Annotated in this window: 15 protein-coding genes and 1 pseudogene; 4 read left to right on the top strand and 12 right to left on the bottom strand. The window is 75.1% G+C overall.

Going from position 1 to position 15,234, the window contains the following annotated elements; genetic code table 11:
- Nucleotides 1–408: pseudogene (locus tag AB0K37_RS17690) on the top strand (NYN domain-containing protein); the annotation flags it as partial.
- Between the two features lie 16 nt (nucleotides 409–424).
- Here AB0K37_RS17690 and AB0K37_RS17685 read toward each other — a convergent pair.
- Entirely contained in the window at nucleotides 425–1,360 is a 936-nt protein-coding gene (locus AB0K37_RS17685) for a pyridoxamine 5'-phosphate oxidase family protein (RefSeq protein WP_363981758.1), read from the bottom strand.
- Nucleotides 1,361–1,572: 212 nt separating this feature from the next.
- Between AB0K37_RS17685 and AB0K37_RS17680 the strand changes: the two genes are divergently transcribed.
- Complete coding sequence (locus AB0K37_RS17680; protein WP_363981755.1) at nucleotides 1,573–2,787, top strand: hypothetical protein; 1,215 nt, start codon at nucleotides 1,573–1,575, stop codon at nucleotides 2,785–2,787.
- 9 nt (nucleotides 2,788–2,796) lie between these two features.
- Here the strand turns inward: AB0K37_RS17680 and AB0K37_RS17675 are convergent, their stop codons facing one another.
- The 11 genes from AB0K37_RS17675 to AB0K37_RS17625 all read right to left on the bottom strand — a co-directional run bounded on the left by AB0K37_RS17675 (nucleotide 2,797) and on the right by AB0K37_RS17625 (nucleotide 13,577).
- On the bottom strand, nucleotides 2,797–5,862 hold the full coding sequence (locus AB0K37_RS17675) for a BTAD domain-containing putative transcriptional regulator (protein ID WP_363981752.1): 3,066 nt from the start codon (nucleotides 5,860–5,862) through the stop codon (nucleotides 2,797–2,799).
- A 100-nt stretch (nucleotides 5,863–5,962) separates the two neighbouring features.
- Nucleotides 5,963–6,448 carry a TadE family protein gene (locus AB0K37_RS17670; protein ID WP_363981749.1) on the bottom strand — a complete coding sequence of 162 codons (486 nt, stop codon included), beginning with the start codon at nucleotides 6,446–6,448 and terminating at the stop codon, nucleotides 5,963–5,965.
- On the bottom strand, nucleotides 6,445–6,903 hold the full coding sequence (locus AB0K37_RS17665) for a TadE family protein (RefSeq protein WP_363981746.1): 459 nt from the start codon (nucleotides 6,901–6,903) through the stop codon (nucleotides 6,445–6,447). The genes AB0K37_RS17670 and AB0K37_RS17665 overlap by 4 nt, the downstream gene beginning before the upstream one ends.
- Nucleotides 6,900–7,340: a TadE family protein gene (locus AB0K37_RS17660; RefSeq protein WP_345176809.1), complete on the bottom strand. Its 441-nt coding sequence runs from the start codon at nucleotides 7,338–7,340 to the stop codon at nucleotides 6,900–6,902. Before AB0K37_RS17660 ends, AB0K37_RS17665 begins: the two co-directional genes overlap by 4 nt.
- Nucleotides 7,341–7,345: 5 nt before the next feature.
- Nucleotides 7,346–7,567, bottom strand: coding sequence for a hypothetical protein (locus AB0K37_RS17655; protein WP_089314798.1), 222 nt, complete (start codon nucleotides 7,565–7,567; stop codon nucleotides 7,346–7,348).
- A gap of 53 nt (nucleotides 7,568–7,620) precedes the next feature.
- Nucleotides 7,621–8,538, bottom strand: a complete 918-nt coding sequence (locus tag AB0K37_RS17650) for a type II secretion system F family protein (RefSeq protein ID WP_363981742.1) — start codon at nucleotides 8,536–8,538, stop codon at nucleotides 7,621–7,623.
- Nucleotides 8,535–9,473: a type II secretion system F family protein gene (locus AB0K37_RS17645; protein ID WP_363981739.1), complete on the bottom strand. Its 939-nt coding sequence runs from the start codon at nucleotides 9,471–9,473 to the stop codon at nucleotides 8,535–8,537. Before AB0K37_RS17645 ends, AB0K37_RS17650 begins: the two co-directional genes overlap by 4 nt.
- A gap of 19 nt (nucleotides 9,474–9,492) precedes the next feature.
- A complete protein-coding gene (locus AB0K37_RS17640) occupies nucleotides 9,493–10,794 on the bottom strand; it encodes an ATPase, T2SS/T4P/T4SS family (RefSeq protein ID WP_363981736.1) in 1,302 nt (433 codons plus the stop codon).
- A complete protein-coding gene (locus AB0K37_RS17635) occupies nucleotides 10,795–11,775 on the bottom strand; it encodes a hypothetical protein (RefSeq protein WP_363981734.1) in 981 nt (326 codons plus the stop codon). It lies immediately after the preceding gene.
- 2 nt (nucleotides 11,776–11,777) lie between these two features.
- Nucleotides 11,778–12,650: a hypothetical protein gene (locus AB0K37_RS17630; protein ID WP_363981731.1), complete on the bottom strand. Its 873-nt coding sequence runs from the start codon at nucleotides 12,648–12,650 to the stop codon at nucleotides 11,778–11,780.
- Nucleotides 12,651–12,875: 225 nt separating this feature from the next.
- A complete protein-coding gene (locus AB0K37_RS17625) occupies nucleotides 12,876–13,577 on the bottom strand; it encodes a TetR/AcrR family transcriptional regulator (RefSeq protein ID WP_363981728.1) in 702 nt (233 codons plus the stop codon).
- 179 nt (nucleotides 13,578–13,756) lie between these two features.
- Between AB0K37_RS17625 and AB0K37_RS17620 the strand changes: the two genes are divergently transcribed.
- Nucleotides 13,757–14,230, top strand: coding sequence for an SRPBCC family protein (locus AB0K37_RS17620; protein WP_363981725.1), 474 nt, complete (start codon nucleotides 13,757–13,759; stop codon nucleotides 14,228–14,230).
- Between the two features lie 46 nt (nucleotides 14,231–14,276).
- On the top strand, nucleotides 14,277–15,218 hold the full coding sequence (locus tag AB0K37_RS17615) for an NAD-dependent epimerase/dehydratase family protein (protein ID WP_363981722.1): 942 nt from the start codon (nucleotides 14,277–14,279) through the stop codon (nucleotides 15,216–15,218).
- Nucleotides 15,219–15,234: the final 16 nt, after the last annotated feature.

The following is a 15,234-nucleotide window of genomic DNA, read 5'->3' as shown; positions in this document are numbered from 1 at the left end:
TCGCAGGTGTTCGCGGGACGTCCCCCGGCGGTCAAGCCGACGCCCGCGGCGGCCCGCGCGGCCGTCCCGGTGCCGGGCGCCGCCACCCCCGCCACGGTGGCCGCGTCGCTGAACTCCGCCACGGCCGCGCCGTCCGACGGCAAGCTCGGCCCCGACCGCGACCACATGCTGGAGATCGGCGAGCACGTCGCCCAAAAGTGGATCTTCGAGCGTGGCCGGGACAACATCCGCGACCTGCTGCCCGGCCCGATCCTGCCGCCCGTCATCGACAAGGAGCTGCTGATCGAGGCGGAGAAGGAGCTCGGCGGCTCGCTGCGCCCCTACCAGGAGGCCCGCACCTGGCTGCGGGACGGCTTCTGGGAGCGCGTCTACCGCGAGTTCGGCATAGGCATCGGCAAGTCCGACTGACGACCGCCACGGTGCCTCATTGGAGGATGTCGTGGCCCGCACGGCGTGCGCGTCGCCGGGCGATGCGCATGGCGGCACCCACCCCGAGCCGGTAGACGAGTCTGGACGGCGGCGTCCGGTAGGCGAGTTCCGTGTGCGGGGCGTAGCGCACCTCGGGGCCGTTCTCCAGCCAGCCGGTGTGGACGCGCTGATGCTGCCCCTGGACGTACTTGGTGAAGGAGTGGGCGGTCAGGCCGGCGCGGCGACCGCCGCCGGGGAGGATCCCGGGGGGTGGGTCGAGCAGTATGCCGGCCTGGTCGTCGCCACTGACGGAGACGGGGACCACCATGGGGAAGCCGTCGGCACCGGTCCAGCCGAGCAGGGTTTCGGGCAGGTCCGCCAGGCGGCCGGCCGCCTTGGCGTGGTCGATCCGGGGGGCGGTGCCCAAGCCGGGCGGCTCGTGCGGTTCCGGTGCGTCGCTCGGCAGCGCCGGTCCGAGCACGCGGGGCTGCTCCCCGCAGGTGAGGTCGGGCCAGACGACCATGCGCGCGACGGTGACCTCGATCAGCACGCGGGTGTAGTAGAGGCGCAGCCAGCGGTTCCAGAGAAGGCCGGTGGCGCGGGGACCGTCGAAGCGTTCCCAGTCGGCGCCCAGCGTCTCGGGGTAGTCGGCGAGCGGGGCTGAGAGCGATGCGGTGCCCTGGACCAGCACGTATTCGGGCCGGTTGCTGTAGCCGTGGTCTCGCGTGTGGAAGGCCAGGGCGACCTTGGGGTCGCGCTTGATGCGCTGGAGCTTCTTCCAGCCTCCGACCGAACTGTTCACCGTGACGGTTCCGCCGTCGCGGTCACGTGCGCCGAAGTTGGTGACCGGGGTGAGCACCACCCCGCCGGCCGGGGTGACGGTGGCGAGCATGACGGCCTGGTCGCCGCCGATGATGTCGTCGACGGTGTCGGGCCAGTGCGCGAAGGTCATCGATCGCTCCCCTCAGAACCGTCCAAACCTAACAGACATGAGTGTTTTTTTGAGATGGCGGTGGGCTTCGCGCCATTCCTGCGGTGAACCGCGCACCGATGCGGGCCGGCCGATTCCCGATACCGTCGCCGCAGTGAACACGTTTGGCAATTAGCCGGATGCAGAACGTCGTCCCTAGGTAAGGTCCCCGCCGTGATTGGGGGAGACCGCGCATGCAACCTCACAAGGGACGATCACGGGCCGCCGCGCTGCCGCTCGCCGCGGCCCTCGCGCTGACCGGCCTGGCCGGGTGCGAGTCGCCCGTCCCCTTCTACCGGCCCGGGGAGGGCTCCCCGGACGACCCGGTCGTCGGGCTCGGCGGACCGGCGCCCTACCTGCCGGCGCGCCCGGGCGGCGCACCGCGCGCGTCCGAGTCCGGGCCGCCGGGCGGGGTGCCCGTCGCGCCGGCGGGCGGCCGCGTCTACGCCGCCACCGGCCCCGGGATGCTCGCCCCGGCGGCCCGCGGGCTGCCGCCGCGGCTGTACGTGCCGAACGGCCCGTACATCGACGTCCTCGACCCCGCCGGGCTCAGGCTCGTCGGCCGGTTCCACACCGGGGCGGCGGCGTCGCGGTTGGCGCCGTCGTGGGATCTGCGGCGGCTGTGGGCCACCGACCGCGCGAACGGCCTGCTCATCCCGCTCGGGCCGCGCAGCGGGAGGCAGGGCCGCCCGGTCGGGGTCACCGCGCCGACCGGCCTCTACTTCACCCCCGACGGCCGCGACGCGCTGGTCCTGGCACGCCGTCCGGACCGGATCGACGTGCGCGACCCGCGCACGATGGCGCCGCGGGCGTCGGCGCCCCTGCCGTGCGCGGCCGGCCACGCCGACTTCACCCCCGACGGCGCGTCCCTGGTGGCCACGTGCGCCGCCGCCGGCCTGCTCGCCCGGGTCGACCTGGCGAGCCGCGCCGTCTCCGGCACGGTGCGGCTGCCCGACGGAGCGCGGCCCGGCGACCTGCGCCTGTCCCCCGACGGGTCCGCCTTCTACGTCGCCGACGCCCGCCGGGGCGGGGTGTGGCTGGTGGACGCCCGGCGGTTCGCCCCGCTGGGGTTCGTCCGGACGGGGCCCGGCGCCCGGGGCCTGGCGATCAGCAGGGACGCGCGCCGGCTCTTCGTCGTCGGCGGCGGCGCCGTCACCGCCGTCGAGTTCGGATCGCGGCGGGTCGCGGCGCGCTGGCCGCTGCCCGGCGGCGGCTCGCCCGCGCCGGGCGGGGTGTCCCCGGACGGGACGGCCCTGTGGCTCGCCGACCCCGCCGGGCTCGTCTACGCCGTCTCGACCCGGACCGGGCACGTCGTCCGGTCCGTCCGGGTCGGCGGGCGCCCGGCGGGGATGTGCGTGCATCCGCAGCCGGGCCGCTACTCGCTGGGCGGCACCGGCCTGTACCGCTAGCGGAGCCGGCTAGCGCGAACCGACATGGTGCCAGTCGGGGAGCAGCTCCTCGACGAGCGCCTCCGTCTCGGGCTGGAGCCCGTCGAACAGCGGGTCCCGGACGACGCGGCCGCGCAGCTCGTCCACGGCCACCTGGACCTGCGCGACGTCGCCGGTCGCGTGGGTCGCGCGGAGCAGGTCGCGCCACAGGCCCTCGTCCTCGGGGGCGAGCCGCAGCCCGGCGCGGGCCGCGCCCACCGCGCCGCGCGGGTCCCCCTCCTCCAGCCGCAGCACGACGAGGCGGTGCGCGACGTCGATGACCCGCGCGGGCGCCTCGAACTCCAGGTCGTGGTCGGCGAGCCAGGCGTACCGGCCGCGCGGCCGGTCGGCGAGGAGCGGGCCGCGGACGAGGTCCAGCGCGTACGCCATGTAGGCGGTCTCGGACGCCGGCTCGGCCGCCGACCGCCACACCAGCCAGCGGAACACGTTCAGGTCGACGCGCACCTCGGAGCCGAGCCGGATCCGGCCCCGGTCGTCGTAGTACAGGTTGGGGCGGCCTCGGGCGTCGCGGCCGAGCCAGTCCGACACGCGGGCCACGCACGCGTCGCGGACCCCGGCGGAGACGCCGCGCGGCCAGACCGCGCCGGACAGCACCGTCGGGTGGACGCCCTCCGGGTGCGCCGCGAGGTACACCAGCAGCTCCGTGCACAGCTCGCGGCGGGACTCGTCCATCGGCCCCGGCGCGTCGACCTCGATCGGGCCGAGCAGCCGGACCTCCACCGACGACTCCTGCGCGGTCGGCGGCTCCTCGCCTCCGGCGAGGCCGGGCAGCTCCACCGGCTCCAGCCGCGCGGCCGTGCGGAACAGCTCGAACACGCCGCGGTAGTCGTCGTCGCCGACGAGCTGCGCCTCGACGTCGAAGCCGAGCACGCCGGCCGTCAGGCGCCCGGCGGCGTCGACGTCCCACGTCCAGGTGGCGCCCTGCACGTCGCCGGGCACGAGGTAGCCGGCGGCCATCCGGGTGCCGGTGCGGGCCAGCGCGACGAGCCTGTCGGCGTCCCGCTCCGGAGGCTGGTCGGCCATGATCAGGTAGTGCGGCATCCACGCCTCGCCGAACACGCCGCGGCAGCGCCCGGTGAGCACCGAGTCGACGCCGGACGCGGCCAGCGCCTGCCGCACCTCCTCGCTGCGGCCCTCCAGCTCGGGCAGCGCGTCCTCCAGCGTCGGGACGGACCGGACCCGGTCCGGGGCGATCTCCGCGAGGCCCTCGCCGAGCTCGGCGTCGAACCCGACGAGCGTGATCCGCATGTGGTCGGACCAGCGGTTGGTGGCCAGCTCCAGCGCGACCGCCGACAGCACGGCGCGGCGGGTCTCCTCGGGCCCGCGCAGCGCGATCAGCCCGTGCGCGGCCTCCAGGTCGACGAGGATGCGGCCGTTGTCGTTCGTGCCGATCGAGACCAGGCCGGGGTAGGGGGCGAGAACGTCGGCGAGGTCGGAGGCCTCCAGGCCCGGCAGCGCTTCGGCGCCCAGCCGCCACACCTGCCCGTCGTCGAACGCCTGCCAGGGCGCGGGCGGGTTCCGGTCGGCGGGCGCGATCCACAGGTCGAGGCTGCCGCGCCCGAGGTGCACGCCGTAGATGGTCGGCAGGGCGCGCCCGCCCGCCGCCATCGACTTGGACATGTGCCGCAGCCCGAGGTCGAGGAGCCGCGCCGCGTCGTCGTCGGCGCCGATCCGCAGGGCCCGCTCCGCCTCGACGGCCGCCCCCTCCGGCCGGACGATCATGTGTCCGAACGCGCGGTGCCACATCTGGGTGCGGCGCCGCCGGCCGAGCGCGCCGAGCAGCCCGGCGGCGAGCAGCGACGCCGCCGCGAGTCCGTGCGGCCAGCTCACGTCGAACCTGTCGCCGGTCTCGCCCGACGGCTTCTCCGTCCCGCCGTCGTGCGCGGGCGGCTGCGCGGGCGGCTGCGCGGTCTCCGTCTTCTCCGGCGCGGGCTTCTCCGACGCGGGCGCCTTCGGCTCGGTGTGCTGCGGCGCCGGGGTCGGCGAGGCCGACGGCCGCGGGACGACCGGCGGGGCCTGGGACGCGGGCGGCTGCGTCGGCTGAGCCTCGTGTGTGGGCGGCTCGTGTGTGGGCGGCTCGTGTGTGGGCGGCTCGTGCGTGGGCGGCGCCTGATGCGTGGGAGGCGTCTGCTGTTGCGGCGGGGTCTGCTGCTGCGGCGGGGTCTGCTGCTGCGGCGGGGTCTGCTGCGCCGGCGGGGTGGGCTTCGGCGCCGCGGGCGGGGCCGGGTTCGGCTTCGCGGGCGCGTCGGGGACGGCGTGCCCGTGCCGGAAGTAGTCGTGAAGGTCCTTGGTGGGGATGACCTGCGCGTGCTTGGCGTCCGCGGGCATCTCCAAGATCCAGCCGGGACGGATCAGGCTCGCGATCGTCAGCCGCGTCCCGTCCGGCTGGACGTGGCCCTTGTTGAGGGAGTAGATCTCGTTGTAGCGGCGGCCCTCGCCGAGGCACTTCTCGGCGATCTCCCACAGGGACTCGTGGTGCCGGCCCTCGGGCGGACGCACCCGGTAGATCTTGGTGGTGGCGGCCTTCTCCGCCGGGTTCGCCGCGAGGTTCTCGGCGGCGGGGGCGGCGGCGGGACGCTCCGGCGCCTCGGGGATCCGGTGGAACTCCGCCGCCTGCGGCTGCATCTGCACGGCGGGCGGACGCTGGGACAGCCCGCCGGAGAGCGCCGGCATGATCGAGGTGGTGGCGGTGAACAGCAGCAGCGCGGCCACGACGAGCCGGTGCACGAGCGACTGCGTCCCGCCCGCGAGCGGCACCCGCGCGGGGACGCCGACGCCGCGGATCCCCGCGTACACCTCGACGACCACGCACGCCGCGAGCTGGATCCAGGCCAGCCACACCAGCACCACGAGGATCGCGATGAGCGAGCCCGGGCCCACCCTGTGCGTGAGGTCGGACGCGGACGGCACGTGGTCCGGCAGCGGCGAACCGAAGATCGTCAGCAGCGCGAACGGGACTCCGGCCATCAGCGCGGCGAGCAGGACGAGCGCCCCGATCCCCGCCAGCACGTCGCCCGCGCTGCGCTGCCTTCGCACCCGGACGGGTGTCCTGCGCCCCTGCCGCGTCACCATCGCGCCCCTGCCGTTCTCCGGTCCGTGGACGTCGTCCTCATGGTAGATCTGTTCTCGCCGATGCTCACGGGTTGGTTCCTCCCGGTCCGCCCGTGACGGGGCGGGCGGTCGCGCTGGAGGTCATCTGGAACTCGCCGAAGCCCGGAATGATCCCGAGCAGCTGGGGCCGGACGCTGATCCGCACGCTGACGGCGACCTCCTCCTCGTCGGCGTCGCACCGCGACCCGGTCACCTGGTCGCTGTAGGAGGCGAGCAGGTCGCACGCCGCCGCGCGGGCCCGGCCCGGGTCCAGGACGGGTCTCCCGGTCTGCCGCAGGGCGTCGGCGTCGATCTGGTTCGCCCCGGCGCGGGCGGCCTGCTCGGCCATGTCCGCGGCGCGCTGCCGCGCGTGGATGGCAAGGCCGCCGTCCACGAGCAACCCGGCCAGCAGGATGACGATCGGGGTGAACAGCACCGTGTACATCGCGATCGTGCCCCGGTCGCGGCCCTCGCCGACGGCCGGTGCCGCCGGCTCGGCCCTCCGTCCCGGCGCGTTGCGCGGTCTCGTCATGGCGCGTCCTCCGGCGGCTCGTCGTCCGTCCCGCGGAAGGTGTAGGTGTCGACGGGCGCGATCGCGTGCCCCTGGAGCCGCTTGCTGCCGGGCAGCCCGATGAACGCCAGGTCGCCGAGGTCGACGTCGCAGGTGATGGTCACGTCGACGCTGCCGCCCGGCCCCCAGCGGGACACGTCGGTCTGCACGGAGGGACCGCCCGAGCACCAGGAGGTGCCGCGCAGCCCGGCGGACGCTGTGTCGGCGGCGAGGCCCTGCGCGGCTCCCGCGCTGCGCGCGATGGACGCGGCGCGGGCGGCGTCGCGGGCCGCGCCGTCCACCTGGCTCTTGGCGTCCACCATGCGCCCCGCGCCCGCGAGGAACAGCAGGAACGCGACGAAGATGGGCGTGACGAGGACCATCTCCAGCGACATGGACCCGCCGTCGGCGACAGGGCGCGGCAGGCGGGCCCTCATCCGCCGGCTCCCCGCTGGCACGCCGTCCCGGAACCGACGTCGGGACGGAAGCACTCGATGGGGCCCTGCGAGCGCTGCGACACGTGGAACCTCATGAACGGGACGACCTGGACGGCCTCGCCGCTGACCTCGACCCACCGCTCGTCGTTCTCCTCCCCCGCCCTGACCTGGAGCCCGCCGAGCAGGTTCGGCCCGATCTCGCGCACGCTGGAGGACGCCTTCGCGGTCGCCGCGCCCTCCCAGCCGCCGCCGACCGGGGAGGTGCGCGCGACGCGGGCGCCCGACTGCGCCGCCGCGAGGGCGACGTGCCGGGCGTGGAAGACCATGGCGAACTGCACCGCGGCGAGCATCATCATGATGAGGACCGGGGTGAGCAGCGCCCACTCCATCGACGAGGCGCCCGCGTCGGAGGAGGCGCCGGGTTCCCTGGGCCGCACGGCGGTCAGCCCGTGTTGATGCTGTTGGCCTTGTCCTGGATCTTCTTCTGGATCACCGCCCCGATCGTGATCGCGATCAGCGCGAGGATCGCGGTGATGATCGCCCATTCGATCGCGGACGCGCCGCGGCACCGCTCCTCCTCGTCTCGCAGTCGCGCCAGGCGGGTGCCGAGCAGGGCGCGCAAGTAGACGACGGCCGGGTCGTTCAGGGGATTGAGCGGGCTCATCGTGACACCTCCAGGGGGCGTGGGTCGGGAATCGGGTCGGGGAAGGTTCGCGGTCATGAGGCCAGCACCCGCATGAGGGCCGGATAGGCGAGGAAGATCAGGAAGCCGGCGCACAGGAACAGCTGCGCGATGAGCATCGACTGGGAGCGCTCGCCCGCCTTGCCCTCCAGCTCCGACAGCTCGCGGCTGCGCATCGACGCGGCGCGGGCGGCGAGGGACTTGCGGACCTGGGCGCCGTCGTCGGACACGAGCGCGAGCGCGCCGGCGAGGTCGCGCAGCTCGGCGATGTCGACCTCCTCGCCGAGCCCGCCGAGCGCCTGCCAGGGCGTCTGGCCGGTGATGCGGGCGTTGGCCAGGGCGTCGCGGATGCGGTGCATGGCCCAGCCCTCGCCGACGTTCGAGGCGGTCATCAGCGCCTCGGGGACGCCGCGGCCGCCCGCGAGGTTCATCGACACCAGGTCGAGGAACGCGCCGACGACGTGCCGGAAGTCCTGCCGGCGCGACTGCGCCTCCTGCCGGAGCTGCATGTCGGGGAAGAAGAAGAACAGGCCGGCGAACAGCACGCAGATCCACACCGGGACGGCGACCGAGGAGCCGAGCCCGAGCAGCGTGAAGTAGGCGACGATCAGCGGGATGAACACCAGCGCGGCGGCGGGCAGCAGGAACTTGGTGGCGAGGAACGCCTCCAGCGACCGCTCGGTGATCGCCAGGTCGGCGCGGACCGACCGCAGCCGCCAGCCGCGCGCCTCGCACATCCGCGCCAGTTCCCGTCCGAGCTTCTCCCGCGTCCCGCCGAACCGTCCCGGCGTCGGCGCCGGCGTCCCGGACCGCTGCTGCTCCAGGTCGCGGCGGCGGGCGGCGTCGAGCGCCGCCATCCGCGCGGCGAGGCCGGGCCGCGAGGGGAACAGCGCCCGGAAGAGCACGTACAGGCCGAAGCCGACGACGGCCCCGGCGATCATCGCGGCGTTCACGGGGCGCCACCGCCCTCGGCGGTGCGGCCCTGCCAGCCCGCGACGGTGCTCGGCACCTCGCCGGGCACGCCGGGCTGGGCGGCCCCGCGCGGCTCGCTGAGGAACCGGCCGGGCATCTCGTACCGCGACAGGCGGCGCAGCCACAGGAAGGCTGCGCCGTACAGGGCGACGACGATGCACAGGACGAGCTGGCCGAGCACGTCGTCGTACGGCTCGACGTAGGAGTGGTTGAACACGGCGAGCGCCAGGGCCGTCCCGACGGACACGGCGACGACGATCCGGACGCTGCGCCGGGTCGCGCGGCGGTCGGCCTCCACGCGGCGGCGCATGTCCAGCTCGGCGCGGGCCGAGTTCGCGAGGGCGCCGAGCATGTCCCGCAGCCCGGGGCCGCGCAGCTTGGCGTTCAGGATCAGGGCAGCGATCACCAGGTCGGCGGACGGGTCGTCCAGGTCGTCGGCGAACCGGCGCAGCGCCTCCGGCATCGGGACGCGGGTGTGCAGCCTGTCGACGAGGTTGCGCAGCGGCTGCTGGAGGGCCGGAGCGGCGGCGCGCTGGGAGGCGGGGATGGCCTGCTCTAGCCCGACGGCCCCCGCGATGGTGTCGCGGAGCGACTCCGTCCACGCGGCGAGGGCCTCCAGCCGCGCCATGCCCTTGCGCTCCTCGGCGGCGCCGCCCGCCAGGCCGTTCCAGGCGAGGACGAGCGCGCCGGTGCCGGCGGCGGCGATCGGCCAGCGCGTCACGATCAGCACGACGGCGCCGACGATGACGGCGAGGGCGGTGCGGGTGGTGAGGGTGCGGACCAGGTCCTCGCGGCTGCGGCCGCGGGCGGGCCCGCGGCGCGGCGGCAGCCCGCGCATCGCGACGATCAGCAGCAGGAGGCCGCCGCCGACCGCGGCGCCGGTGACGACGGCGAGCATCACGTCCGGCGCGTACATCACCCGTCACCCCCGCGCGTCACCAGGAACCCCCGGCGGACGGGTCGTAGCCGTGCTCGACCAGGTCGGCGACGCACGCGATGGGCGCCGCGGGAACGGCGTATCCGGCGGGCCCGAGCGCGAAGATCTCCGAGGACAGCACGCGCCCGTCCACGCCGGTGACCTCCCGGACGCTGGCCACGTAGCGGCGCAGCCGGCCGCCGGAGGCGTAGTCGTTGCGCTTCTCGATGAACACGACGAAGTCGATCGCGCCCGCGATCAGCATGTGGGTCGCCTCGACCGGCAGCCGCTCCTCCGACTGGATCGCGTACGTGGCGACGCGGTTGAAGACCTCCGCCGAGGAGTTGGCGTGGATCGTCGACAGGGATCCGTCGTTGCCCTGCGTCATCGCGTTCAGCATCGTGACGATCTCGTCGCCGAGGACCTCGCCGACGATCACCCGGGACGGGTTCATCCGCAGCGACCGGCGGACCAGCTCGGCCATCGAGATCGCGCCCTGGCCCTCGGAGTTCGGCAGCCGCTGCTCGAACGCGACGCAGTTCGGGTGCAGCTCGGGGAACGCGTCGAGGCCGAGTTCGAGGGCGCGCTCGACGGTGATCAGCCGCTCGTGCGGCGGGATCTCGTTGGCGACGGCGCGCAGCAGCGTCGTCTTCCCCGCGTTGGTCGCGCCCGCGATCATGATGTTCTTGCGGGCGTGCACGGCGGCGCGGAAGAACTGCCCGACCTCCTGCGTGATCGTGCCGTTGCCGACCAGGTCGGCGAGGAACACCTTGCCGAGGCGGGCGCGGCGGATCGACAGCGCGGGGCGGACGGTCACGTCCATCACCGCCGACAGCCGCGACCCGTCCGGGAGCCGCAGGTCCAGCTGCGGGTTCGCGGTGTCGAACGGGCGCGAGGACAGCCCGCTGTAGGCGGCGAGGATCTGGATCAGCTCGACCAGCTCCTCGTCGCTCTCGGCGACGGGCTCGCCCATCGCCTCGCGGCCGTCGGCGTAGCCGAGGAACACGCGGTCGCAGCCGTTGATGTCGATGTTCTCGATCTCGGGGTCCTCCAGCAGCGGCTGGAGCCGGCCGACGCCGAACAGGGCCGCGTGCACGCCGGCGGCGAGGGCCTCCTCCTCTTCGGCGTTCGGCGGCCGGCGCCCCGAGGTGATCTCGCCGCGCGCGAACTCCTCCAGCACCTGGCCGATCAGGGCCCGGGCGAACTGCCGCTCGTCCTCGCCGGACATCGGCGGCAGCCCGTTGGCGGCGTCCAGCCGGCGCTGCCGGGCCAGCCGGTCGCCGACCTCCTGGCGGAGACGTTTGACCAGAGCGTGGTCCATCTAGCGCCTCCCCTCCTCGTGCCCGCCGCCCGCGGGCACGTGCGGCGCCTGCCGCGGCTGCGGCGGTCCCTGCGGCGGCTGCTCGGCCGGTCCCGGCGGGGGCGGGACGTCCTGCCTCGCGGGAGGCGCTCCGGGGGGCCCGGCGGGGGGCCCGGCGGGGGGCACGGCGGGAGGCACGGCGGGCAGGCGCCCGGCCAGGTCGGCGGCGACCTCGCGCGCCGACCGGATGAGCAGCGAACGGTCCAGCCGCCCGCCCCAGCTGCCGGACAGCAGGTCGGCGCCCTTCGGGTCGAGGGCCAGGCCGCCGAGGACGGTGACGTCCGGCGGCGGAGGCCCCTGCGCGGCGTCGGAGGCGCGGCCGCGCACCCCCGCGAGGATCCGGTCGACCTCGGCGATGGAGCCGCGGAAGTCGCGCGGGTCGGCGAGCACCAGCACGCCGACGGGCGGCCCGCCGCGCAGCTCCGCGGTCAGCGCGGCGACGCGCTCGCGCAGGTGGGCGACCTGCTCCAGGGTGGCCCGGGTGAGCAGCACGACGAGGTCGGCCTCGTGCATCAGGTCGATCAGCGGGCTGGCCGCGCCGAGCCGCCCGCAGTCGGCGATCACGTCGACGGGGGCGAGGCCGGCGAACGCCCGGCCGAGCGGCCCCCACAGCCACGTCATCGCGTGCGCCTGCTCGGCGTTGGTGACGCCGACGAGCACGTCGAGGCCGCCGGCGAGCCGCTGGCAGTGCTCGGCGACCTGGTCGGGGCGCAGCCCGCGGCGGGCCGTGGCGGCGAGGCTGAGCAGCCCGCGCGAGGGGTTGAGCATGCCGCCGTCGGCGTCGCCGTCCGGCTGGGCGGAGGGCAGCCGGTAGACCAGGTCGCCGCCCGCCTGGTCGCATTCGGCGACGAGCACGGGACGCGGCCACACGGCGCCGAGCGCGACCGCCGCGGTCGTGACGCCCGGCGCGCCCTTGTCGGCCGCCAGCGCGATGAGTGCCACCGTCAGTTACCGCCCGTGCCTGGGCCCGGGGTTCCGGCGCCGGGGGTCCCGGCACCGGGCGTGCCGGTTCCGGGGACGGGCTGGACGCCGGAGCCGCCGTCCGGGCCCTCGGGCGCCGCGGGCGGCACCGAGACGTTCGTGCCGGGCGGGATCAGCGCGAGCGCGACCGTCCCGGCGGAGGCCGCCTGCGTCACCCGCGCCGCGTCGGCCGGGAGCACGGCGACGTCGACGCTCGTCTGCTCGGACCGCAGCCGCGTCGGGCCGCCGCCGTCCCCGGGGCCGACGTTCAGCACGACCGCGTCCCGCGCGAGGACGGTCCCGGCGCGCGGCCCGCCGCCCGTCCCGCCGCCGACCGCGAACAGGGTGACGTGCGCGCCGCGGGTGACGTCCCCGGAGGGCATCTGGCCCGGCTTGAGCGCGAGCCCGACGACGAGCCGGCCGCTGGCGGGCGCGTCGGCCGGGCTGATCATGGAGTTGGTCAGCAGCGCGCCCTTCACCAGCGGGACGGCCGCGAAGTACCGGCTCACCTTCGCCCGCTCGGACCACTTGAGGTACTGGATGCCCGTGTCGCCGATCTGCACCTCTTCGAGGGCGCCCGCCGGGATCCGCTGCCCGGCCGCGACCGGCTGGGCGATGCGGATCGCCGACACCCGCTCGCCGCTGGCCATCACGAGGTAGGCGCTGGCGAGGGCGCCGCCGAGGATCAGCAGCACCGCCAGCGCGGCGAGCGCCGGTCTGCGCTCGCGCGAGGACGCGGGGAGCCGCTGCCCTCCCGAGGTGCCGAGCCCCGACCGGCCGAGTCCCGTCCCGCCGGACGAGCCCGCCGCGCCGCCGCCGGAGATGGTCGACTGGTTGGCCTTCATCGCGCTGCCCACGCGCTCCTTCCCGCCCTGACACGGCCCCGTCCCACCGGAGTCCGCGTCGTCGAGCGATCCATGCTCGCGGGGGCGGAGAGGTCACGTCAATGGATTCGCGGGAGCCGAGCGCCCCCATATCCGAGCACACGGCGATGACCTGCGAATTCACGGATCACATGGCCACTTACCACCAGTCACATCCGTCACTGACCCCGGGGCGGACGGGCCGGAGGGCCCGCCCGGTCACGGTTTCAGGCCGATGAGGCGCGCGAGCAGGGTCGACGTGTGGTCGAAATAGGCGGCCCGGTCCTCGATCACGTTGTTGTACTGGCCGAACAATTCGAAGCTGACAGTCCCGTACAAAGCGGCCCAGGCGGTGAACGCCCGCGCCATGACGTCGCCGGGGACGTCCATGGGGAGCATGGCGCGTGCGCGGGCCATGTCCTCGGCGACGGCGGCCGGCGGCGGGGGGCACGGCCCGGCGGGGTCGAGCGCGCCGGCCGCGTGCGCCTCGGCGACGATCCGCGACATGACGACGGTGTCCCGCACGGCGGCGGGGACGGTCTCCTCCGGGGCCTTGTAGCCCGGGACCGGCGACCCGTAGAGCAGCGCGTACTCGTGCGGGTGCGCGAGGGCCCACTCCCGGACGGCGCGGCACACGGCGAGCCAGCGTCCGCCGTAGTGCTCCGCCCCGGCCCCGGCGTCGGCGCGCTCGACGGCCTCGCCGACCGCGTTGTAGCCGTCGATGATCAGCGCGGTCAGCAGGTCGTCGCGGCTCGGGAAGTACCGGTAGATCGCCGACGACACCATGCCCATCTCGCGGGCGACCGCGCGCAGCGACAGCCCCGCGGCGCCGTCGGTGGCGAGCTGCCGCCTCGCGATCTCGGTGATCTCCCGGACCATCTCCGCCCGGACCCGCTCGCGCGCCGTCTGCCCCGCGCCCATGCCCACCTCCTCGGGGACGGCCTCCCGCCGGCCCCTTCGTCCTGCCCGTCCTCCGGAGGCTAGCAGAGCGCCGTGCTCGTTTAAGAGCGACGGACTTGTTCGAGAGCATTGCTCTTGACAACACCGCTCTCCTCAGAGAGCATTGCTCTCGTAACGGAGCACCGACCGAGGAGCCGGCCATGCGAAGCCTCACGACCCTGCACGACGACTACGCACTGCGCGGACGCATCGACGACGCCGCCCCCGTCACCAGCGCCTCCACCGTCCTGATCGACGCGCCGGTCGCGCGGGTCTGGGAGGTCCTCGCCGACCTGCGCGGCTGGGAGGCCTGGGCGCCCGACTTCGCGCTGCGCGAGCTGGACGCCGTCGAGCCGGGCCGGGAGTTCCGCTGGAGCCAGGGCGGCACGCCCCTGCGGTCCCGCTTCGCCGTGGTCGACCCGGGCCGGGAGCTGAGCTGGACGGGCACCTTCCTCGCGCTCTACCGGGCCGTGGACCGCCTGGTCCTGGCCGACGAGGGCGGCCGGACCCGCGTGACCGTGCAGGAGTCGCTGGACGGCCCCCTGATCCGGCTGATCTACGGGGAGCACAAGCTCCGCGCGGGCCACGAGGCCCGGCTGGCCGCCCTCAAGGACCACGTCGAGGCCTCCGCCTGAGGCGGAGCGCGAAACACCGGACACACACCAGCGTCAGGAGAGAACCATGGGCAAGCACGTGATCGTCGGAGCCGGGCAGGTCGGGACGCACCTCGCCGAACTGCTGACCGGGCGCGGGCACGACGTCGTCGTCGTGACCCGGTCCGGGTCGGGCCCGGACGGGGTCGAGCGGGTCGCGGCGGACGTCGCCGACCGGGACCGCCTCACCCGGATCGCCAAGGGGGCCGACGCGCTCTACAACTGCGTCAACCCGCAGTACCACCGGTGGGCGCAGGACTGGCCGCCGATGGCCGCGTCCTTCCTCGGGACCGCCGAGGACACGGGGGCCGTCCTCGTGACGCTGAGCTGCCTGTACGGGTACGGGCCGGTGGACGGGCCGATGACCGAGGACCTGCCCCTCGCCGCGACCGGCACCAAGGGGCGGGTGCGGGCGAAGATGTGGGCGGACGCCCTCGCCGCGCACGAGGCGGGCCGCGCCAGGGTCACCGAGCTGCGCGGATCCGACTACTACGGGCCGCGCAGCACCGACCAGGCGTACATCGGCGAGACGCGGTTCGTGAAGCCGCTGCTGGCGGGCAAGCGCGTCCTCTACTTCAGCGACCCATCCGTCCCGCACGCGTGGACCTACCTCCCGGACGTCGCGGAGGCCCTCGCCATCGCCGGGACGGACGAGCGCGCCTGGGGACGGCCCTGGCACGTCCCCACCGGCCCGGCGGTCTCGACGTCGCAGGTCGCGGAGCGGCTGTGCGAGATCGCCGGAGCGCCGGCGCCGCGCGTCCGCGAGGTGCCGCGCGCGGTCTTCAACGCGGCCGGGCTCCTGTCGCCGATGCTCAGGGAGCTGCGGGAGACGCGGTACCAGTTCGACAAGCCCTACATCCTCGACTCTTCGGCCTTCGAGTCGACTTTCGGGATGGCCCCGACACCGCTGGACGACGCCCTGAAGGCGGTCGTGTCGGCTTCCCGGATGGCGGAGGGGGCGGGTAATTAAGCTAGGCCCGGTTGTC

The sequence above is a fragment of the Actinomadura sp. NPDC049753 genome (genome assembly GCF_040674655.1).
GTDB classification, from domain to species: domain Bacteria; phylum Actinomycetota; class Actinomycetes; order Streptosporangiales; family Streptosporangiaceae; genus Spirillospora; species Spirillospora verrucosospora.
The sequence above is the reverse complement of the archived record's forward strand: the minus strand, read 5'-3'. Positions and strand labels throughout refer to the sequence as shown.